The 22,159-nt window shown below is 30.5% G+C and carries 20 protein-coding genes and 1 pseudogene; 3 read left to right on the top strand and 18 right to left on the bottom strand.

The window, feature by feature from the left end; translation table 11 throughout:
* The first annotated feature begins 115 nt into the window (after positions 1 to 115).
* The gene (locus tag ACWW38_RS12895) at positions 116 to 760 is read left to right on the top strand and encodes a TIGR01906 family membrane protein (RefSeq protein WP_456257952.1); all 645 of its coding nucleotides are present in this window, start codon (positions 116 to 118) and stop codon (positions 758 to 760) included.
* Positions 761 to 851: 91 nt separating this feature from the next.
* Here the strand turns inward: ACWW38_RS12895 and ACWW38_RS12890 are convergent, their stop codons facing one another.
* From ACWW38_RS12890 to ACWW38_RS12840, 11 genes are all read right to left on the bottom strand, one after another.
* Positions 852 to 2,351 carry a 4Fe-4S dicluster domain-containing protein gene (locus ACWW38_RS12890; RefSeq protein WP_456257951.1) on the bottom strand — a complete coding sequence of 500 codons (1,500 nt, stop codon included), beginning with the start codon at positions 2,349 to 2,351 and terminating at the stop codon, positions 852 to 854.
* 213 nt (positions 2,352 to 2,564) lie between these two features.
* Positions 2,565 to 3,443, bottom strand: a complete 879-nt coding sequence (locus ACWW38_RS12885; RefSeq protein ID WP_456257950.1) for a DNA-3-methyladenine glycosylase family protein — start codon at positions 3,441 to 3,443, stop codon at positions 2,565 to 2,567.
* A 185-nt stretch (positions 3,444 to 3,628) separates the two neighbouring features.
* On the bottom strand, positions 3,629 to 4,327 hold the full coding sequence (locus ACWW38_RS12880) for an FTR1 family iron permease (protein WP_456257949.1): 699 nt from the start codon (positions 4,325 to 4,327) through the stop codon (positions 3,629 to 3,631).
* A 205-nt stretch (positions 4,328 to 4,532) separates the two neighbouring features.
* On the bottom strand, positions 4,533 to 5,924 hold the full coding sequence (gene gltA, locus ACWW38_RS12875; RefSeq protein WP_456257948.1) for an NADPH-dependent glutamate synthase: 1,392 nt from the start codon (positions 5,922 to 5,924) through the stop codon (positions 4,533 to 4,535).
* Positions 5,924 to 6,832 carry a sulfide/dihydroorotate dehydrogenase-like FAD/NAD-binding protein gene (locus tag ACWW38_RS12870; RefSeq protein ID WP_456257947.1) on the bottom strand — a complete coding sequence of 303 codons (909 nt, stop codon included), beginning with the start codon at positions 6,830 to 6,832 and terminating at the stop codon, positions 5,924 to 5,926. The genes gltA and ACWW38_RS12870 overlap by 1 nt, the downstream gene beginning before the upstream one ends.
* Positions 6,833 to 7,142: 310 nt before the next feature.
* Complete coding sequence (locus ACWW38_RS12865) at positions 7,143 to 7,991, bottom strand: 3-hydroxybutyryl-CoA dehydrogenase (protein ID WP_456257946.1); 849 nt, start codon at positions 7,989 to 7,991, stop codon at positions 7,143 to 7,145.
* Positions 7,992 to 8,136: 145 nt separating this feature from the next.
* Positions 8,137 to 9,144 (bottom strand): electron transfer flavoprotein subunit alpha/FixB family protein, encoded by a 1,008-nt coding sequence (locus tag ACWW38_RS12860; RefSeq protein WP_456257945.1) that lies wholly within the window; start codon positions 9,142 to 9,144, stop codon positions 8,137 to 8,139.
* Positions 9,145 to 9,171: 27 nt separating this feature from the next.
* Positions 9,172 to 9,951 carry an electron transfer flavoprotein subunit beta gene (locus ACWW38_RS12855; protein WP_456257944.1) on the bottom strand — a complete coding sequence of 260 codons (780 nt, stop codon included), beginning with the start codon at positions 9,949 to 9,951 and terminating at the stop codon, positions 9,172 to 9,174.
* Positions 9,952 to 9,978: 27 nt separating this feature from the next.
* Positions 9,979 to 11,118 (bottom strand): acyl-CoA dehydrogenase, encoded by a 1,140-nt coding sequence (locus ACWW38_RS12850; protein WP_456257943.1) that lies wholly within the window; start codon positions 11,116 to 11,118, stop codon positions 9,979 to 9,981.
* Between the two features lie 12 nt (positions 11,119 to 11,130).
* The gene (locus ACWW38_RS12845; RefSeq protein ID WP_456257942.1) at positions 11,131 to 11,916 is read right to left on the bottom strand and encodes a short-chain-enoyl-CoA hydratase; all 786 of its coding nucleotides are present in this window, start codon (positions 11,914 to 11,916) and stop codon (positions 11,131 to 11,133) included.
* Positions 11,917 to 12,125: 209 nt separating this feature from the next.
* Positions 12,126 to 12,758: a redox-sensing transcriptional repressor Rex gene (locus tag ACWW38_RS12840; protein WP_456257941.1), complete on the bottom strand. Its 633-nt coding sequence runs from the start codon at positions 12,756 to 12,758 to the stop codon at positions 12,126 to 12,128.
* Between the two features lie 346 nt (positions 12,759 to 13,104).
* On the opposite strand from ACWW38_RS12840, the gene abc-f reads away from it, so the two are divergent.
* Positions 13,105 to 15,018, top strand: a complete 1,914-nt coding sequence (gene abc-f / locus ACWW38_RS12835) for a ribosomal protection-like ABC-F family protein (RefSeq protein ID WP_456257940.1) — start codon at positions 13,105 to 13,107, stop codon at positions 15,016 to 15,018.
* A gap of 154 nt (positions 15,019 to 15,172) precedes the next feature.
* On the opposite strand, the gene ACWW38_RS12830 is transcribed toward abc-f, so the two are convergent.
* From ACWW38_RS12830 to tsaD, 3 genes are all read right to left on the bottom strand, one after another.
* Positions 15,173 to 15,607, bottom strand: a complete 435-nt coding sequence (locus tag ACWW38_RS12830; RefSeq protein ID WP_456257939.1) for a response regulator — start codon at positions 15,605 to 15,607, stop codon at positions 15,173 to 15,175.
* 135 nt (positions 15,608 to 15,742) lie between these two features.
* Positions 15,743 to 16,366 (bottom strand): TetR/AcrR family transcriptional regulator, encoded by a 624-nt coding sequence (locus ACWW38_RS12825; protein WP_456257938.1) that lies wholly within the window; start codon positions 16,364 to 16,366, stop codon positions 15,743 to 15,745.
* A gap of 74 nt (positions 16,367 to 16,440) precedes the next feature.
* Positions 16,441 to 17,466, bottom strand: a complete 1,026-nt coding sequence (tsaD, locus tag ACWW38_RS12820) for a tRNA (adenosine(37)-N6)-threonylcarbamoyltransferase complex transferase subunit TsaD (protein WP_456257937.1) — start codon at positions 17,464 to 17,466, stop codon at positions 16,441 to 16,443.
* 205 nt (positions 17,467 to 17,671) lie between these two features.
* On the opposite strand from tsaD, the gene ACWW38_RS12815 reads away from it, so the two are divergent.
* A complete protein-coding gene (locus tag ACWW38_RS12815; RefSeq protein ID WP_456257936.1) occupies positions 17,672 to 18,298 on the top strand; it encodes a RusA family crossover junction endodeoxyribonuclease in 627 nt (208 codons plus the stop codon).
* Between the two features lie 71 nt (positions 18,299 to 18,369).
* On the opposite strand, the pseudogene ACWW38_RS12810 reads toward ACWW38_RS12815, so the two are convergent.
* The 4 genes and pseudogenes from ACWW38_RS12810 to ACWW38_RS12795 all read right to left on the bottom strand — a co-directional run.
* Positions 18,370 to 19,335, bottom strand: a pseudogene (locus ACWW38_RS12810) (NAD(P)/FAD-dependent oxidoreductase); the annotation flags it as partial.
* Between the two features lie 112 nt (positions 19,336 to 19,447).
* Complete coding sequence (locus ACWW38_RS12805) at positions 19,448 to 19,987, bottom strand: SLAP domain-containing protein (protein WP_456257935.1); 540 nt, start codon at positions 19,985 to 19,987, stop codon at positions 19,448 to 19,450.
* Between the two features lie 118 nt (positions 19,988 to 20,105).
* On the bottom strand, positions 20,106 to 20,246 hold the full coding sequence (locus tag ACWW38_RS12800; protein ID WP_456257934.1) for a hypothetical protein: 141 nt from the start codon (positions 20,244 to 20,246) through the stop codon (positions 20,106 to 20,108).
* A gap of 167 nt (positions 20,247 to 20,413) precedes the next feature.
* The gene (locus ACWW38_RS12795; protein WP_456257933.1) at positions 20,414 to 22,129 is read right to left on the bottom strand and encodes a methyl-accepting chemotaxis protein; all 1,716 of its coding nucleotides are present in this window, start codon (positions 22,127 to 22,129) and stop codon (positions 20,414 to 20,416) included.
* Positions 22,130 to 22,159 lie beyond the last annotated feature (30 nt).

Genomic DNA, 22,159 nt, shown 5'->3' with positions numbered 1-22,159 from the left:
AAATCATTAATTATTCTTTTTACCTAAATAAATGATTAACTTGATTATATTCTCACATCTATGTTAATACTTCAATTAGTTAATTAAAAATATTGAACACTATGAGGTGAATATTTTGAAAAAGATATTAAATATAAGCTGTTTTAGTGAAATTCTACTTTCAATTTCAATCTCATTACTTATAATAATCCTGGCTGTAAAACTAACTTTAAATTTTAAAGCCATATATTACTATAGTATAGTAGACTTAGATTTGCCTTCTTCTTCAAACCTAAGTGTTAGTGAAATAAAGAAAAACTACAATTATATAGTAGATTATATGCAAAGCCCAAATTATGAATTTAAATTACCTACTCTCCCATATTCCAAAGAAGGTAAAATTCATTTTGAGGAAGTAAGAAATATATTTTATCTATTCAATAAGTTAGCATACATTCTATTTTTCGCCATAATTTTATTATTTATTCTTAACTTGAAAAATCACCGACATACATTTTTAAAATGTTCTTCTATTATACTTATAATTTTTCCTATATTAATTCTTATACCATTCGCCATAAACTTCGATAAAAGCTTTACATTATTTCATAAATTAGCTTTTAATAATGATTATTGGCTTCTAGACCCTAACCTTGATCCAATAATAAATATAATGCCTCAAAAATTTTTCTTTAATTGTTCCATTTTCATAGTTATGATACTAATTTTAAATAGCTACATATTATATAGAATATACAGAAAGTGTGTTTATCTTAAATAAATAGTCCAGAAGTTTTATGTAACTTCTGGACTATTATTATTATATGGAAACTCCTTGTCGTTCCTCCAAGGAGTAAGCGATTCACTCAAAATTAAAATTTTGGTTCACTGTTTAAGTTTATATCCTTAAATTTTATTAATTTTTCGTTTGAAATTACCTGCTGATTTTTAGCTTCTTTGCTAAACTTATTTAGCGGCGCTTTTGTTTTCTTTTGACAGCATACAGTTGCTGCTCCTCCAATACATCCACCTTCACACATCATTCCCTCAAAAAAGTTTCCTGGAAGCTTTCCATTTTTAGCTAATAACATAAACTTTCTAAGGTTTGAATATCCACTTATTTTTACAGGATTAAATTCTACTTCTATATTCTTGCTCTTAATAAAGTCTTCCACAGCAGCGCTTAGTCCTCCACCCTGAGCAAATCCTCTACCAAAAGATGATGCATCATTAACTTCTACGTCTTCAAATTCTTCTAGTTCAACTTCATATGCTCCAAATATAGCTTCTATCTCTTCAAAAGTTAAAACATAATCTACAGCATCCTTTAGATTTTCTCTTCTAATCTCACTCTTTTTAGCAGTACATGGTCCAATAAATACAACTACAGCATCTTTATCTTCCTTCTTCACTAATCTTCCTGTGGCTACCATTGGTGAAACTGTATTTGATATCTTGTCTACTTGATCCGGGAACTTCTTCTCTATATATGAAACAAATCCAGGACAGCAGGAGTTTGTCATGTAACTATCTCCTCCTTCCATTCTTTCAACAAATTCTACAGCTTCATGAGCAGTTACTGCATCCGCTCCGCAAGCAGCTTCTATCATATCTCTAAATCCAATAGATTTAATTGCAGACTTAATTTGTCCAACTGTTATATTTCCACCAAATTGTCCAGTAATTGAAGGAGCTACAACAGCATATACTTTTTTATTGCTTTTTAAAGCATCTATTACTGGAACTATATAGCTTCTATCTGATATAGCTCCAAAAGGACATGCTGACATACATGCTCCACAATCAATACAATCTTTTTTGTTTATCATGGCTCTTCTATCTTCTGGATCTATAGCTAGTGCCTGTGTAGGACATACTGTCTTACAAGGTCTCATAACTTCTGAAATAGCATTGTATGGACATGCATTTTTACACAATCCGCATTCTTTACATGCATCTTGATTAATATAAGCTCTTCCATTAATTCTTGTTATTGCATTAGCATTACAAACTTCCATACAGCTGTGTTGTAAACATCCTCTACATGCTTCTGTAATAGTATATTTATTAATTGGACATCTATCACATGCAGCTTCAATTATATACATTATTTGATCATCATCTTTTGCTTCTATTAACTTTCCAGGTCTGTCTCCATTTGGTATATATCCAGCTGCTAACTTTGCTCTCTCTTTAACAATAGCTCTTTCATGATATACGCAACATCTATATCTAGGTTTTTCTCCTTTTATTATATTGTAAGGTACTATTTCAAGTTCTTCTTGATTTATTTTGCCATCCTTAGCTAACCCCGCCACTTCTTTTAAAACTTCATATTTTAACTTTTTTAATTCTGTTTCAAAAACAGCCATATCCTATTACCCCCAAAAATATTACATTTTTCTAGATGCTAATCCACCTTTACTAATTTAAATTCCTTTATTATTATAACAGATACTTATTATAAATAGAATAAATTTTTTATAACAGTTTATATATTTTATAGAAACACATTATATATTTACTATCTAAAAAGACTGCTAATAATTTATTATTATCAGCAGTCTTTTTTAACTCTATATAAACTATATCTTTATATTATTTTCTCTAGCATAAAAAAATAAATATTGTTGAGCAAAGCCTGAAAACTCGCCGAATTTTTCTCTTGCAAAATCTCGCATTTTTTTCAATGATACATCTGGTGCTAAGTAAAAGTGCTGCATAGCTCTCTTAACCCATACATCTACTGGAAATGCTGAGTATTTTCCCATGGAAAATAGCATTACGCAATCTGCCACTTTTGGACCTACCCCGCTTATATTCTGCAATTCTTTGTGACACATATCATCCTCTAGATTTTTTATATAATTAAGATTAATCTCACTATTTAATATTCTATCTATAGTATCTTTAATATACTTAGCTCTAAAGCCTGTTCCACATTGTTCTAGTTCTTCAATAGTACAGTTTTTTAATTTTTCAACTTTTGGAAATGTATAGTAAGTTTTATTTTTGTATTCTATTTGATTTCCCCACTTTTTCGATATATTATTTATTGCTCTTTTTATCATTGGTATTCTATTATTAGCGGATATTATAAATGAAATCAATATTTCAAAAGGTTCTTGTTTTAAAATTCTAATACCTTTGCCAAATTCAATGGAACTTTTTAATATAGGATCCTTATGCAAGACTTCTTTTATTGTTGAATAATCTCTATATAAATCAAAGTAATTGCACCATATGTTTTCAAAATCTTCTTCTGTACAATTATAAATAATCACATCTTTATCTTTTTTTTCTACTTCAATTACTTTTTCAAAAGCCACTCCTATGTAATTACCATCTTCTTGTTTTTCCCACCTAAAACATTGCCCACAATCAAATATATGAGTAAGTTCAAAATTTTCAACATCTTTTATTATTATTCCATCTTTAAAACTATCTATATAGTTAAAATCCATAATTACACCTCATTTTCTATACTCTATAATATTATATGTTAGTCAAAATTTGAAACTATTGCAAGTTTTTTAGTTAAGTTAACAATTATTATTATCTATAATTCCATTATATATGTAAAATAACCTATGGTAAATTGAATAACATCTTCTAGTGATATACTACTAAAAGATGTTATTTAACTAAATTAAGGTTTTCTTATATATTTTTTTATTGTTCTTTTAGCAAAAACAAACATTAAAGGTCCTATGAATATTATTTTTCCAAACAGCTCTGCATTTTTAATGTTTGGCAATATATATACTAACCCTTCTCCCAGTAACTCTCCCCCTATAATTATAAGCATAAAGGTTAATATACTAAATAATAATTTTACATTCAGTTTAATAGTTGTTTTAAATAAGATAAATGTTAGTGAAAGCGAGCAAAACAGTCCAATGACTATAGAAGCTGCCATCTTAAATGGACTGCTTAATGTTACTGGTACTACAAAAATAATTATCTCTACCCCTTCTCTAAACACATTTAAAAATGCTATTAAAAAGATGCTCCTCCATTTTAACTCTATATTATAAATTTCTTCTTGATTTATTTTCAACCCTTTATCTTGTTTAAATATCCAAACAATATTATATAGAACTAAAGCTGCTAAAAAAATCATCATAGCCCCTTGAAAAGCTTGTCTCATATACCCTTCTAGACTATTAACTTGCCCAATTAACAAACTACCTACAATAATACTTAATACAACACCAGCTATACATCCTACATATATATACTTTTCTAAATCATCCCTTTTTATTTTGTGAAGGTAAATCAATAGCGGCACTATTAGTAGTAATGCTTCAAGTGATTCTCTAAAAGTAATTATTATTGAAGAAGCCATATTATCACCTCATTTAGTGTCTTATTATACATAATATTAATTTCACTAGCATTTGCCACTACAAAATTATTAAACTCTCAATTTTATAAAAGTTAACGGTAATTTTACATAAAATCATCATTAACTTCTAATATAAATAAAAATGAGATTATCCAGTATTTTCACATCACTGAATAATCTCATTATGAATGGCTAAAACTTATTTTTAGGCTCTTTTACTAATTAGAAACTCATCAATGGCTTTAGCTGCTTTCTTACCAGCTTCCATTGCAAGTATAACTGTTGCAGCTCCGGTTACAGCATCTCCACCAGCAAATACTGCATTTTTCGATGTCTGTCCTGTCTTTTCTTCTGCAACTATACATCCCCATCTATTAGTTTGTAATCCTTCTGTTGAAGACGATATAAGTGGATTTGGTGAAGTTCCAAGGGACATTATAACTGTATCTACATCCATTACAAATTCTGAATCTTTAATAACCTTAGGACTTCTTCTACCTGATGCGTCTGGCTCTCCAAGTTCCATTTTCACGCATTTCATACCTTTAACCCACCCTTTTTCATCAGCTAGTATTTCTACCGGATTAGTTAGTAGGTCTAAAATTATTCCTTCCTCTTTTGCATGATGAACTTCCTCCACTCTTGCTGGAAGCTCTTCTTCTGATCTTCTATATACTATGTGAGTTTCTGCCCCAAGTCTTAAAGCAGTTCTTGCTGCATCCATAGCAACATTTCCGCCACCTACCACAGCCACCTTATTTCCAACCTTAACCGGTGTTGCATAGTCTTCTTTATAGGCTTTCATTAAATTGACCCTTGTTAAAAACTCATTTGCTGATAATACTCCATTAAAATTCTCACCAGGTATACCCATAAATTTAGGAAGTCCTGCTCCCGATCCTATAAATACGGCATGAAAGCCTTCTTCTTCCATAAGTTTATCTATATTAGCTGTTCTACCCACTATTACATTAGTTTCAATCTTAACTCCCAATGATTTAATATTTTCGATTTCAGTTTTAACTACTGTATCCTTAGGAAGTCTAAATTCTGGAATACCATATACTAAAACTCCACCTGGCTCGTGAAGCGCTTCAAATATTGTAACATCATAACCTTTCTTAGCTAAATCACCAGCACAAGTAAGCCCAGATGGACCACTTCCTATTACTGCAACTTTTATATTTTTCTTTGGTTCAGTTTGTGAAAGATTAATATGATTTTCTCTTGACCAATCTCCTACAAATCTTTCTAATTTTCCTATAGAAACTGGTTCTCCTTTTATGCCTAGTACACATTTACCCTCACATTGTGTTTCTTGAGGGCAAACTCTTCCACATACTGCTGGTAATGAGCTATACTTAGCTATAGTTTTTGCAGCTTTTTCAAACTCTTTATTTTTAATATTTTCTATAAATTCAGGTATATTTATAGAAACTGGACATCCTTTTACACATAGAGGATTTTTACAATTTAAACATCTAGTTGATTCTTCTACCGCTTCATCTTCTGAATATCCAAAAGATACTTCATTGAAGTTAGTTGCTCTTACTTTTGCATCTTGTTCTCTTACTGGAACTCTCTTCATTCTATCCATTATATATTACCTCCACAACATCCGCAGCCTCCACCATTTTTATGATGATGTGGTTCTTCTCCTTGTTGTTCCTGCTTAATTTTCTCTCTTCCTTCTTCTGTTTTATACATGCTCTGTCTTCTCATAGCTTCATCAAAATCTACTAAATGGCCATCAAACTCAGGTCCATCTACACAAGCAAATTTTGTAGCTTCCCCTACAGATACTCTACAAGCTCCGCACATTCCTGTACCATCAACCATAAGAGGATTCATGCTTACAATTGTCTTAATTCCATATGGTTTGGTAGCAAGTGCAGCAAATTTCATCATTATTATTGGACCTATAGCTACAACTAAATCATACTTTTTTCCTTCATTATCTACTAAATCCTTAAACTTTTCTGTAACTAACCCTTTAAATCCATAAGAACCGTCATCAGTTGTAACATATACATTTTCTGCTACAGACTTCATTTCATCTTCTAAAATTAATAATTCTTTGGTTCTAGTTCCCATTATTACATCAGCTTTTACTCCATGATTGCGTAGCCATTTTACCTGTGGATAAACAGGGGCAGCTCCTACACCACCAGAAATAAATAGTATTTTTTTATCTTTCAATTCTTCAATATCTTCACTTACAAACTCAGAGGGTTGACCAAGTGGACCTACAAAGTCTTGAAAGCTATCTCCTTCTTCATATTTTGCCATATCTAGAGTCGAACGACCAACTGCTTGATACACAATTGTAACAGTACCATTATTTTCATCATAGTCACAAATTGTAAGAGGCACCCTTTCCCCCTTTTCATCTGTTTTTACTATTACGAATTGCCCTGGCTTAGCTGACTTTGCTACTCTTGGTGCTTCTATGTCCATTAGGTATATATTAGGTACTAACAGCTTCTTTTTTACAATTTTAAACATAATTCCACCCCATATTCTATTTATTTATTAAACTTATCATAAAGTTTATTAGAATTTCAAGTTCTAAAATGTTTATTTATACACAAATTTTATGTATATAATATAGTTTTATACTAATAATACGCAACTTTACATACTAATCCTGTATATTTATTCTTAACTATATGACAAACTTCACTTTATATTATAAATAATAAAAGTCCCCCAGTAAAGAGAACCATTTAAAATTAGCGTTAACTTTAGTTTTAAATAACAAAAGAGTTGTTTACATATGAAATGTAAACAACTCTTATTATATGTTCATACCAGATTATTTTGCGTAGTTGTGGAATCCTCTTCCAGACTTTCTTCCAAGTAAGCCAGCTCTTACATATTTTCTAAGTAATGTGTGAGCTCTATATTTTGAATCTCCTGTTTCTTTATATAATACATCCATTATTGCAAGACATACGTCTAATCCAATAAGGTCTCCTAAAGCTAAAGGTCCCATTGGGTGATTAGCTCCAAGCATCATAGCCTTGTCTATATCTTCAGCTGATGCTATACCTTCTGCTAATATACCTACAGCTTCATTTATCATTGGAACTAATATCTTATTTACAACAAATCCTGGAGCTTCTGCAACTTCTACTGGATCTTTTCCTATAGCTACAGACATTTCTTTTACAGCATCAAAAGTTTCTTGTGATGTTGCCATTCCTCTTATAATTTCAACGAGCTTCATTACTGGAGCTGGGTTGAAGAAGTGCATTCCTATAACCTTATCTGCTCTCTTTGTTGCTGAAGCAACTTCTGTTATTGATAATGAAGATGTATTTGAAGCAAGGATTGTTTCTGGTTTGCATATTTTATCTAATTCAGCAAATATTTGCTTCTTTATTTCCATATTTTCTACTGCTGCTTCTACTATTAAATCACAATCAGCTGCCATGTTTAGGTCAACTGTTCCAGTTATATTTGAAAGTATTTCTTCTTTTTTAGCTTCTTCCATTTTGCCTTTTTGTACCATTTTAGAAAGGTTCTTGTTTATTCCTGCAAGTCCTCTTTGTACGAATTCATCTTTTATATCTCTTACTATTACTTCATATCCTTTTACTGCAAAAGCTTGAGCTATTCCAGCTCCCATTGTTCCAGCACCAAGTACACATACTTTTTTCATATTGTTCATTACCTCCCCGATAAATGTTATATACCCTATTTTCTTAAATGTTTTTTTAAATGTTTTTCTATAAGATTTATAAAGTATATAGTTAATGTTTACTCTGAAAATCAGAGTAAACATTAACATCATACTATACTTTTAATTATTTATAGCTTTTAACTTGAGCTACTAATTCAGGTATAATCTTAGTGAAATCCCCAACTAATCCTAAATCAGCAACGTGCATGATTGAAGCATCAGCATCTTTGTTGATAGCGATTATGTAATCACTGTCTTGCATTCCAGCTAAATGTTGGATTGCTCCTGAAATACCTACTGCAATGTATAATTTTGGTCTTACAGTTTTTCCTGTTTGACCTACTTGTAATGCATGATCTATCCAGCCATTTTCTACAGCTGCTCTTGATCCTGCTACTGTTCCGCCTAATGCGTCAGCTAATTCTTGTAGTAATGCAAAGTTTTCTTTGCTTCCTACTCCTCTACCACCAGAAACTAATACTTCAGCTTCTCCGATATCTGCTACTTCTTTAGCTATTTTTACTGCTTCTACTACTTTTATTCTTAAGTCTGCTGCTTCTAATACTGGAGTTACTTTTTCTATTTTAGCTTCGCTTACTTTTGATTCATCTTTAGCTAATTTATCGAATACTCCTGGTCTTACTGTTGACATTTGTGGTCTGTGTTCTGTACACATGATTGTTGCCATTAAGTTTCCACCAAATGCAGGTCTTGTCATTAATAAGTGTCCAGTTCCTTCTTCTACATCTAATCCTGTACAGTCAGCAGTTAATCCTGTTCCTAATCTTCCTGCTATTCTTGGTCCTAAGTCTCTTCCTAAGAAAGATGCTCCTATGAACATTACTTCTGGTTTCTTTTCGTTTACTAAGTCGCATATTACTTTTGTATATGCATCTGTTGTAACGTGTGCTAATCTTTCATCTTCTGCATATATTACTTTATCTGCTCCATATGCTAATAATTCTTTAGCTATGTTATCTATTTTGTTTCCTAAAAGAACTGCAGTTAATTCTACTCCTAATTTATCTGCAATTTCTCTTCCTTTTCCTAATAATTCTAGAGCTACTTTTTGTAGTTCTCCATCTCTTTGTTCTGCAAATACCCAAACGCCTTTGTAATCTGCTATATTCATTAATCTTACCTCCACTCTACTTATATACTAAATGTAGTGTTTTTCTTTTAATTTTGAAGCTGCAAATGCTGCTGCTTCTTTAGCTGACATGTTAACAACTTCACCTTTACCTTTGTTTTCTTTTGGCCAAGATTTCTTAACCTTTGTAGGTGATCCTTTTAATCCTAATAATGCTTTGTCAACATCTATATCATCAGCACTCCATACTTGAACTTCTTTGCTGAAGATTTCAAATATGTTTCTTGCATCCATGTATCTTGGTTCATTTAATTCTTTTATAGCTGTTAATAGACATGGCATTTGAACGTCTAATACTTCATATCCATCTTCTAAAGCTTTAGTTACTTTTAATCCATTTCCTGCAACTTCTACTTTTTGTACATAAGTTACTTGTGGAAGTCCTAAATGTTCTGCTATTTCTGGTCCTACTTGTGCAGTATCTCCATCAATCGCTTGTCTTCCAGCTAATATTAAATCATATTCTAATTTCTTTAATGCTCCTGCTAATGCATGAGATGTAGCTAATGTATCAGCTCCTGCGAATGCTCTATCTGTTACTAATATTGATTCGTCTGCTCCCATTGCCATTGCTTCTCTTAATGCTGCTTCTGCTTGTGGAGGTCCCATTGTTATAACTGTTACATGTGCTCCATTAGCATCTTTTATTCTTAATGCTTCTTCTAAAGCGTGTTTATCTTCTGGATTTATTATTGATGGAACTCCTTCTCTTATAAGTGTTCCTGTTACTGGATCTATTTTAACTTGGTTTGTATCTGGAACTTGTTTTAAACAAACAACTATCTTCATTGTTCAATTCCCTCCTTAATTAATCTCTTATCTGAATAAGTCTCCTGAAATAACCATCTTTTGAACTTGAGATGTTCCTTCATAGATTTCAGTTATCTTAGCGTCTCTCATTAATCTTTCTACTGGATAATCTTTAGTATATCCGTATCCACCAAGCATTTGAACAGCTTTAGTAGTTACTTCCATAGCTGTTTCAGCAGCAAATAATTTAGCTGTTGCAGCTTCTACTCCATAAGGAAGTCCTGCTTGTTTATTAGAAGCAGCTTTGTATACTAGGTATCTAGCAGCTTCAATTCTAGCTTTACAATCTGCAGCCATCCAAGCCATTCCTTGGAACTTATATAATGCTTTTCCGAATTGTTTTCTTTCTTTCATGTATGCTACAGCTTCTTCTAAAGCACCTTCAGCTAATCCTAATGCTTGAGCAGCTATACCAATTCTTCCTCCATCAAGAGTCTTCATTGCGATTCCGAAACCTTTTCCTTCTTTTCCAAGTAAGTTAGCAGCTGGAACTACGCAATCTTCAAATACAAGTTCAGTAGTTGATGAAGCTCTGATTCCTAATTTATCTTCTACTTTACCTATTGAGAATCCAGGGAAAGATTTTTCTACTATGAAAGCAGATATTCCTTTAACACCTTTGCTCTTATCAGTCATAGCGATAACTATGAAAGTATCAGCATATCCACCATTTGTTATGAAGATTTTTTGTCCGTTAAGGATATAGTTATCTCCATCTTTAACTGCTACAGTTTGTTGTCCTGAAGCATCTGTTCCTGCATTTGGTTCAGTTAAACCAAAAGCACCAATTTTTCTTCCACTACATAAGTCTGGAAGGTATTTTTTCTTTTGATCTTCTGTTCCGAATGCATCTATTACAGCTGCACAAAGTGAAACGTGAGCTGAAAGGATAACACTGTGAGTACCACATTTCTTAGCTAATTCTTCAACAGCTAAAATGTATGATAAGTAGTCAGAACCTGCTCCTTCATATTCTTTTGAAAAAGGTAATCCCATTAATCCATATCTAGCCATTTTTTTAACGTTTTCTATTGGAAACTCCTCTGTTTGGTCAATTTCACCAGCGATTGGTTTCACTTCATTTTCAGCAAACTCTCTAACCATTTGTCTTACTAATTCTTGCTCTCTAGTAAATTCAAAATTCATTACCTTAACCTCCTATCTGTTTTTAAAGCCTTCTAATTTTCTCTTTTCAACAAATGCTGTCATAGCATCAGTTTGATCTTCTGTTGAGAAGCATTCTCCAAATATTTCTGCTTCAATCATTATTGCTGTATCCATGTCTACTTGCATACCTCTGTTGATAGCTTGTTTACATAGTTTTACAGCAATTGGTGCTCTACCTGCAATTTCACTTGCAAGTTTCTTTGCTTCTTCCATTAAAGCTTCTGGTGCAACTACTTTGTTTACAAGACCTATTCTAAAAGCTTCTTGAGCATTTATTATTCTTGTTGAATAAATCATCTCTTTAGCCATACCCATACCTACAAGTCTTGCAAGTCTTTGAGTTCCTCCAAATCCTGGAGTGATTCCAAGGCCTGCTTCTGGCTGTCCAAATTTTGCCTTTTCTGAAGCTATTCTTATGTCACAAGCCATTGATAATTCACAACCGCCGCCTAGCGCAAAACCATTAACAGCAGCTATAACTGGTTTTTCTAATGTTTCCAATTTTCTGAATACTTTGTTCCCAAGTACTGCAAAGTTTCTTCCTTGTAAAACATTCATATCTTTCATTTCTGATATGTCTGCACCAGCTACAAATGCCTTTTCTCCAGCTCCAGTTAATATTATTGCAAATATTTCGTCATCATTTGCAATTTGATCAATAACTACGTCTAGTTCTTTTAGGGTTTCTGAGTTTAAAGCGTTTAATGCCTTTGGTCTGTTGATAGTCAAAACGGCTACCTTATCCTCTTTTTGAAGTAGAACATTTTTAAATTCCATAATAATCCTCCCCACAGCTCAACTTAGCGCGTGTTATCGCGTTTTATTTTTTAATTGTTATGATATTAACAATTAAAATGAAAAAATTTTTTATTTTTTTACCATTAATAAAACCTACATTTATTATTATATAACTTATATTTGTATATTTCAATACAAATATAAGTTATTTTTGAAAACGTAATCATGCTTTTAATATCACTTAATAACTATTTTTTTCCATTTAATAAGTAGGTTAATGTCAATAAACTATCACTTAAATGTACATTTTCGACAATAACATCTTCACTAGTATATAAATCTACTGGTGCAAAGTTCCATATTCCTTTTACTCCATTAGCAACCAAAATATCACATACATTTTGTGCTGTTGTTCTTGGAACACATAAAACTCCCACATTAATGTCATTTTCTTTTAGAAAACTTTCTAATTCATCTATATCTTTTATTTCCACATCTCTAATTTTTATTCCTACTAATTTAGGATTAACGTCAAATATAGCTTTAAGTTTAAATCCTAATTTTTCAAAATTTGTATAATTTGCAATAGCCTGACCTATGTTACCTGCTCCTATAATAACTGTATTATACTCTTCATCTAATCCTAAAATAGAGCTTATTTCACCATATAAATCTTTTACATTGTATCCATAACCTTGTTGACCAAAATCACCAAAATTATTAAGATCTTGTCTTATTTGCGAAGCTGTAAAACCTATTTTTTCGCTCAATTCTTTTGACGAAATCCTATCTACATCATTTTTCATAAGCTCTTGTAGATATCTATGATATTTTGGCAGTCTTCTTATAACAGCCATAGAAATATCTCTTTTCTTATCCAATTTTCTGCACCCCTTATCTATTTTTTAACATTTTCCAAATAGCAAACTACTTTTACATAATACTATTATTCCTAAATATTCATTAATAATTTTACTATACTTGATTTGTTAATACAATAACGCTATTTTTTCTTTGCAAAAAATATTGTAAAAATGTATAGTTTTATATTAAACCCATCCTAATATTTCAATATTTTCCAAATTTCTTTTTATATTTTTGGTACAAAAGCTCAATTTCCATATAATTATTGTTAAATTAATAACTACTATTCTCTATAACAATTATAAATTTGCACTACAAAAATTTAATCTTCCATAGTACAATGTATTAGGGAAGGTGAACGAAATGATAGTTTTAAGTTGCAAAGATTTATCAAAAAGCTATGGCATAGATACAGTATTGAAAAAAATAACATTTAATATAGATGAAGGGGAACGCGTAGGATTAGTAGGTCCGAACGGAGCTGGAAAATCTACTCTTTTTAAAATTCTAAATAGACAAATGGATTCTGATAGCGGTGATATTTTTATTGATAAGAATAAAAAGATTGGCTATCTTGCCCAGCACCTCTCTCTTGAAACTAATAATTCTATATATGATGAAGTTCTTTCAGTTTTCCAAGACTTATTAGATTTAGAAAATAAGTTAAGTCACTTAGAAAATGAATTAAATAAACCGTATGATGCTTCAAATGCAGAATATCACAATAGAATAATCAGTGATTATACTACTTCATCAGAAATTTATACTAATCGCGGGGGTTATACATACAGAGCACAAATAAGCAGAGTTTTACAAGGATTAGGCTTTAAAGAAGAGGATTTTTCTAAGCCTATTCATATATTAAGCGGTGGCCAGAAAACTAGAGTAGCTCTATGTAAGTTATTACTTTCAAACCCAGATGTTCTTTTATTAGATGAGCCTACCAATCATTTAGACTTAGATGCAATTGAATGGCTTGAAGAATATTTAAAAACATATAAAGGAACAATTATTGTAATATCTCACGATAGATTTTTCTTAGATGCAATTACAAATAAAACTTTTGAATTAAGTAACGGATTTATTGAAACTTATAATGGTAATTACTCAACCTTTATAGAGCTAAAGAAAAAAAGCTATGAGGAGAAATTAAAGGCGTATAATCTACAGCAAGCAGAAATTAAAAGACAGGAAGAAATAATTGAAAGATATAGATCTTTTAATAGAGAAAAAAGTATCCGTGCAGCTGAAAGCCGACAAAAGGCATTAGATAAAATTGAAAAACTAGATGCTCCTACTATAGAAAAAAAATTAACTAGACTTAAATTTGATACTCAAATAAAAAGTGGAAATGATGTTCTCCATATTGAAAACTTATCAAAATGTTATGGAGATAAAATTTTATTTAGAAATTTGAATCTAGATATAAAAAGATCAGAAAGAGTTGCTTTAATTGGTGATAATGGTCGTGGTAAAACTACTTTATTTAAGATGCTTTTAGATGAAGTTAAAAGTGATACTGGAAGTTTTACTCTAGGGAAAAACGTCTTTATAGGCTACTATGACCAAGAACAATCTAATCTAGACAATGAAAAAACAGTATTAGATGAAGTTTGGGATGACTTTCCTCGACTTACAACCACTGAACTTAGAAATGCTCTTGCAGCTTTTTTATTTACCGGTGATGATGTTTTCAAAAAGATATCCTCATTAAGCGGTGGTGAGAAATGTAAGATTAATCTATTAAAACTTATGCTGTCTAAATCAAACTTCTTACTTCTTGATGAACCTACTAACCATCTAGATATAATGTCTCGTGAAGCTTTAGAAGATGCCATTCTTAATTATGATGGTACTATACTAACAATATCTCACGATAGATATTTCTTAAATAAAATTGCCGAAAAGATATACGAACTTAATGAAGATGGTATAAAAACATATCTAGGAAATTATAACTATTATATTGAAAAGAAAAGAAATCCTTTACGATATGCAGAACTAGAAGAATCTGAAGGAAAAACTAAAACTCAAATTCAATATGAAAAGAAAAAGAAAAGAGAAGAAGAAAAATTACAGCGAGAAAAACAATTAAAAGTAAAAAAATTAGAAGAAACTATTTCAGACTTAGAAAAAAGTATAGACGAACTTCATAATCTACTTTGTCTTGAGGAAGTCTATTCAAATCCTCAGAAAAGTGAAGAAATTAATAAGCAAATTTCAAAATATGAGTCAGACCTTGAAAAACTTTACTCTCAATGGGAAGAAATAATTTAAAAAACACCGATTAATTAATCGGTGTTTTTTGATGGAATTTATATTTTAAATGGGGTTGGATTTGGCACTACATTTACTGAAAATGTTTACATTAATGATTATACTATATCTTATGTATAATTTCCAGTATTTTTGTGCAATTTTTTTAATATTTTTATAATTTAATTCCACAGTATGGACAAAATATCGCTTTACTTTTAAACTTATTTTCTAATTCAGCTCCACAGTTAATACAAAACTTAATTTGTGGCTTACTGTTAAGCACACCTAATAATTTTTCCTTATCTACAGGTGTTTGGATAACAGCATCTACCTCCCTTTCCTCAAACTCCTCAAATTTTAATGGGTTACTTGAAGATAAAATGCATCTTGTATTTTTGCTAAATTCTTTTATTTTCTTTATAAGTACATCACCTGTTGTATTTTTCATAATTAAGTTTACTATAACTATATTAGGCAGAAACTCTTTAAACGCGTTAATTGCTCCGTATTCGTCCCCTATTTTTACCTCATATCCAAGTTTTATTAATATATCCTTAATTATAATCTGCTCCAACTTACAATCATTAACAACAAGTACCTTTTCCAATCCTTTTCTCACCCCCCAATTTTATTAGCAGTAAAGGATTTTTACCTCTTACAAATAATATATAAATATTATAGAATAATTCCTTCTATATAAAAAGGACTATCATAAAAATTTTCTAAAAATTAACTTATTCTTCTAAGTCAGCATCTTTTTAATCATAATAAATAGTATAGGTTTCATGTTATCTATATTATCCGGTTCTTCTAGTATTATTGAGCTATAACATACAGAACTTATAAGCTCAATAAGCATGAATATTACTTTTTCCTCCATATCTAAATCTATATCAATTCTCAATATCCTATTATTATCTGAAAAGAATTTTTTAATTCTCTCTACTTCTCCATGATTTTTAGGATCCCTTAGAGCTTTTCTAAATATTCCCCAAGATAAATTTTTATTTATAAGCTTTAATAGTTTTTTGTTTTCTTTTAAATATTCTATTACATAGTCAGTAAATAAAATTATCTTATCTTCAAAAGTAATAGTTTTTCCATTTAGGTCAGCTTCTATTCTATCTATTGCTTCTTTTAACAAAATAGAACTTTTTCTTAAAACTATTCTATCCATGATATCATATTTATCTTCAAAATATAGATAAAAAGTTCCTTTACCTACGCCGGCTTTTTTAGCAATATCATCTATAGATGTCTGATTTACCCCTTTATTAGTAAAAAGTTCATAAGCTGCTTCATATATTTTTTTTCTTTTAGCTAATTTTTTTTCAGCAACCTTTGTTAGTTCTTTTGATACTGTCATTAAACGGCCTCCACTTTACTCAAATTTTGCTTTAATTAAAATTTACAATATAGCTCACTATTATACAATATTTATTATCTCTCCCCTAATTTTAAATTAGGTATAGCATTTAATTCTAAAGGTGCTCTCTTTCCTTTTATAAATTCATAATATGCAGCACTACCTATCATAGCCGCATTATCTGTACATAATATAGGCTCTGGAAATAATACTTCTATTCCCTTCTTGCTTCCTTCTTCTATCATTGAGGCTCTAAGACAAGAGTTTGATGCAACACCTCCAGCTATAGCTATTTTATTTACACTTTTTATTTTGCATGCTTTTAAAGCATTTTCTACAAGAACGTCTACCACAGCTTTTTGAAATGAAGCCGCTACATCAGCTCTATTTATATCTTCATTCTTCATATCCATCTTATTTAAATAATTAAGTACCGCTGATTTAATACCACTAAATGAAAAATCTAAACAATCCTTATCATGGAAATTTGCCTTTGGAAAAACTATAGCCTCTCTATTACCCTCTTTTGATATTTTATCAATTTTAGGTCCACCAGGATATCCAAGCCCTATAGCTCTAGCTACTTTATCAAAAGCTTCTCCAGCCGCATCATCTCTAGTTTGACCTAGCACTTCAAATTCCCCATAATCTTTCATATATACAATAAAGGTATGCCCTCCTGAAACTACAAGACATACAAAAGGAGGTTCTAAATCTTTATATTGAATAAAATTTGCGCTAATATGACCTTCTATATGATTTACTCCAATTAAAGGTTTTTTTAATGCATAGGCAAGACCTTTAGCGTACTGAACTCCAACAAGTAAAGCCCCAACAAGCCCAGGTCCATAGGTAACTCCTATAGCATCTATATCATTAAATGTAAGCTTTGCTTCCGCCAATGCTTGCTCTGCCACTATACTTATTGCTTCAATATGTTTTCTTGATGCAACTTCCGGAACTACGCCGCCAAATTTAGTATGTATATCAATTTGTGATGATATTATATTAGATAATACTTCTCTTCCATTTACAACTACTGATGCTGCCGTTTCATCACAACTAGTTTCTAATGCAAGTATTTTTATATCAGTGTCCATATTTTCACCTTTCCTATATAAATAAATATTAATGTATCTGTTAATAATTTTCAGCAATAATTATACTTTATATAACATAAATCCGCAAATAATTAAGGTAGATTTATCTAATTTTAATATAGCACAAATTTAATATTAATTTAATCGAACATATGTGCTATAATTAACTTGCTAGATTCATCCTATTATTAAAGGAGTTAATATTATGTCTAACAATTATGCTAAAATTATAATACAAGGTTCTCCAATTTCTAAATCTAATTTTAAACTGTCTAATTTAAGCGGAAGATCCATTTTACCATTTAATTCCGGAAAATATCATGATAGATATGCGATATACGAACAGCAAATAGCATATGAGGCACGCCTTCAAAATCCAAATATTTGTTTTACAGAATCACTAATTGCTATATTGAAAGTGTACTATAAAAGTAAAAAAAGACATCCTGATACAACAAATATACCTAAAAGCATATTTGATGGCATAGAAAAGAGTGGACTTATAATAAACGATGCTCAAATAAGAAGGCTCATAATAGAAGAGTATTATGATGATAAAAATCCACGTTTTGAATTAGAACTATTTGGTGAAAGTACTTATTGTATGAATTATGAAATAAAAAAAAGAGAAGAGCCTATACCATCAATAGAATATTCTCCTCCTTCTAACAAAAAATCTGAAGGGTTATATCCTAAGAAATCTAAAAAAAATAATAATAGCCTTATTTCATGCGAAATCTGTGGTAATTTAATAAAAAATAAAGAAGATATTATATCTGCAAATAAAGGCAAGATGTTGATCTGTAAATCATGCCTAAAAAAATTATTTTAATAAAACCTATGGAATTAAAGTCCATAGGTTATTTGTTTATACTAAGCATATAACTTAAATTATATTATTTTCTTAACATAATCAGCAGCGTTTCCTCCTGCCCTGTACCCCTCTTCTGTTATTTTATCTACAAGGTTATGGACATATAGTAAATCTCCACAAGCAAATACCCCTTCTATCTCCGTTTCCATTGCGTTATTCACTTCTGGTCCTTTAGTAGAATAAGAAATTTTTATGCCTGCTCTTTTGACAAGTTCATTGTCAGGGAATAATCCAACAGATAGAACTATTGTGTCACAACTAATAAATTCTTCTGTTCCTCTTATAGGGGTTTTATCTTTATCAACTTTAGCAATAGTAACTCCCTCCACTCTATCATTACCTTGTATATCTAATACTGTATAAGATAGTTTTAGTGGTATGTTAAAATCATATACACATTCTTTTAAGTTCTTTTCACTTCCTTCAACATAATCCATAACTTCTACAATAGCTTTTACCTTGGCACCTTCTAGAATAAGTCTTTCTGCAATTATAAGAGCTATATCTCCTGACCCTAAAATTAAAACCTCTTTTCCTGGCATATATCCTTCTAAATTTATAAATTTTTGCACTGTTCCTGCAGTATATATTCCGGCACTTTTACTTCCAGCTATATTTATAGCCCCCCTTGGCTTTTCCCTACATCCTGTAGCTAAGATAACTGCCTTAGCTTTGATTTCAAGTATACCATCTTCTTCATTGACAGCTAGTACTACCTTATCTCTATTAAAATCAAATACATCTGTGTTTAATTTATATTCTATATTCATTTCTTTAATTTTTTTAATAAATATCTCTGCATATTCTGGACCTGTTAATTCTTCTTCGAAAGTCTCAACCCCAAATCCGCTATGAATACATTGATTAAGTATTCCTCCAAGACAACTTTCTCTCTCTAATATTAAGACCTTATTAATTCCTTCTTTTTTAGCTCTTATCCCCGCTGCTAGGCCTGCTGGTCCTCCACCTATAATGACTATGTCGTACTCTAGCATTTGAACTTCCTCCATTCATATTGCTCTCTAAAATATTTTACCATATTTCTATCAATCCAAAAATAAAAAATCTTGATTAAAAGCATTATACAATATACTTCTAGTCAAGATTTTAATATTCATATTGATAATCAACACCCTTTAAGGTTATTTTATCTAAATTAATATTTTTATCCTTTATATCTTCTGGAAAATATAAAATTGACCAAGGTCTTGAAGTATTTGCAGGCAATTCTCCAAATTCTTCTTTTACAAAATTAAAGTTAGCTGATGCAACTGTCTTTCCTTCTTGTATAACTTCTAGTTTTGCATCTATATCGAATATAGTATAGGGATGTCCGCTGCGGACAAATAGATCAATGACTAAAGATCCGTCTTCATGAAATTCTGCTTTCATTATGTTAAATGTAATTTTATCTTTAGGTACATCTCCTAACCTATTAAGAAAGACTTGTAATTCTTTTTTAGTTTGATCATCAATTTTAGATAAATCCGCCATAGGTCCAAAGCTATATTTTTGATTTTTAATATTATTTTGTTGTACATTAACATTTTTATTGTCTATCACTTTATTAGAAGGTTCTATATTATCTGTTGTACATCCTAAAAATAAAAAAATAGGTAATATGATCAAAATAATTACTTTCTTCATATTATATATCTCCTAATATAATATTTAATACTATATGCAAAACAGTGTAATTATATCACTCTATCTTCTTACTGTCTACGGAAGCACATACATTAAATTGAGAAATTTTAGACTTACTCTATTTTACCTTTTCTCCACAGTTAGAACATATTTTAAAAGAAGATTTAATTACCTTCCGCACTTTTTTACATACAACATTATTAACGTATCTTAATTCTTTTTCTTTACTATTAATTCCCAAAATATCGAAAAAAAACATAATTATGTTCTCCTCTAAAAACCATTGATTTCAAAGCTATTATAGACAAAATACAAAATGAAGGCAAATAAGTTAGCCTTCATTTTGTTTCCTTATCTTATAATACCATATTTATACCGTACTAAAGCTATTGTTCCAAGAACATTTACTTTTATTTAATTTATATTTTACAATTTAAATCTTTGTATTAGATTATTTAGTTTTTCAGCAATTTCAGCTTGGCTTTGAGAAGTAGCCGCAACTTGTTCCATGGCTTGTGTAGTTTCCCTAATACTAGTCATTATTTCAGTAGAATTAGCAGCTGTTGTTTGTGCTGAAGATGCAATATTTTGAACTACTTTAGCTATTTCATCTACTGTTGCATTTATTTCTTCAGACATGGATGCTATATCTTCAGACATTTTACTTACAAATTGAGCATCTTCATCATAGCTGTTTCCTGTATCAACTAACAAATCATAATCTCCTTTAACATCTTTATCAATAAATTGAAGGATATCCTGAGAGTTAGTTGATAAATTTTCAAAAGAATTTTGTACTTTTATAATAACATTTTGAATATTTTTTACATTATTTGAAGATTGTTCTGCAAGCTTTCTTATTTCATCTGCTACCACTGCAAATCCTTTACCCTGTTCTCCTGCCCTAGCAGCTTCTATTGCTGCATTTAAAGCAAGTAAATTAGTTTGCTCTGCAATTTGTGCTATAGAATCAGCCATTATCTTAATTTCATTAACAACTTTCCCCTCTTCTATAGCCTTAACAATATTACTTTGTTTTAATTCATATAGGTTTATTGCAGATATTTTTGATGTATTTCCTTTTTCTTTTATCTCTTTTGCTCTTTCTTTTATTGTTAAAGATTCATTACTTCCATCTGTTGCCCTATTAGAAAGTTCACTTACACCTGAGTTCACTTCTTGCACAGAAGCAGAGATTTCTTCTGTAATAGCACTTGCTTCTTGTGTCTCTTTTACTATTTCTCCAGTAAAATTGTTTATACTCTCAAATTTTGAAGTTATTTCTTCAACAGTCGCAGACAGTTCCTCACTTGTAGCGGTTACTTCTTCAGATTGCTGGATAATTTCATTTACTAATTCTTTTATATTATGCCTTGCATTATCTAATGAAGTACCAAGTTGCCCAAGCTCATCCTTGCTATTAAGATTTATTTTTTTAGATAAATCTCCATTACCAATAGCCTCTGCAAATTCTAAGCCCTTTTTTATTGATTTTGAAATATATATTGCAATAATCATTCCTAAAGAAATTGCTACAATTAAACCTATTATCATAAATAAAATCAATAATTTACTTACATTATTATGTAATGATACATTTTCATCATTTTTTTCCTTTGCCATAGTTTCATTTAACTTTATCAATTCGCTTATGGAATTAAACATATTAGATCTTGCCTTCTGAAATTCTGGCCAATACTTTTCTGCTTCACTATAATTATTTTGTTTAACAAATCCAATCATTTTATCTCTAACGATCCTGTAGGTCTCAAGGTGTCCTTTAAATACATTCCAAATGCTCCTAGCTTTATCTGATAAAGGTAGCTTATCATACACCTCCATATATCCTATATTCTCTTTTTTTAATTGTTCTAATTTATTTAACCTTTCTTGCTTTCCAACTTCATTTCTATCTATAAACACTAAACCTTGGAGCTCTGCCCTTATGTTTAATAAATTTTCCGTCAACAAGTGTAGCTCATTAATGCTATTAATGTTATAACTATACATTGTCTCTCCATTTTTACTTATTTTTTCAACGCTATAGATTCCAATGCCACCCACAAGTATAATAACTAGAACCATAGATGTAAAAGATAATAATAGTTTAGTCTTGATTTTTAAATTTTTGATTATTCCCACCTTTATCACTCCTTTATTATATTATGTTAA

The organism is Clostridium sp. JNZ J1-5, from assembly GCF_053901425.1.
The sequence above is the reverse complement of the archived record's forward strand: the minus strand, read 5'-3'. Positions and strand labels throughout refer to the sequence as shown.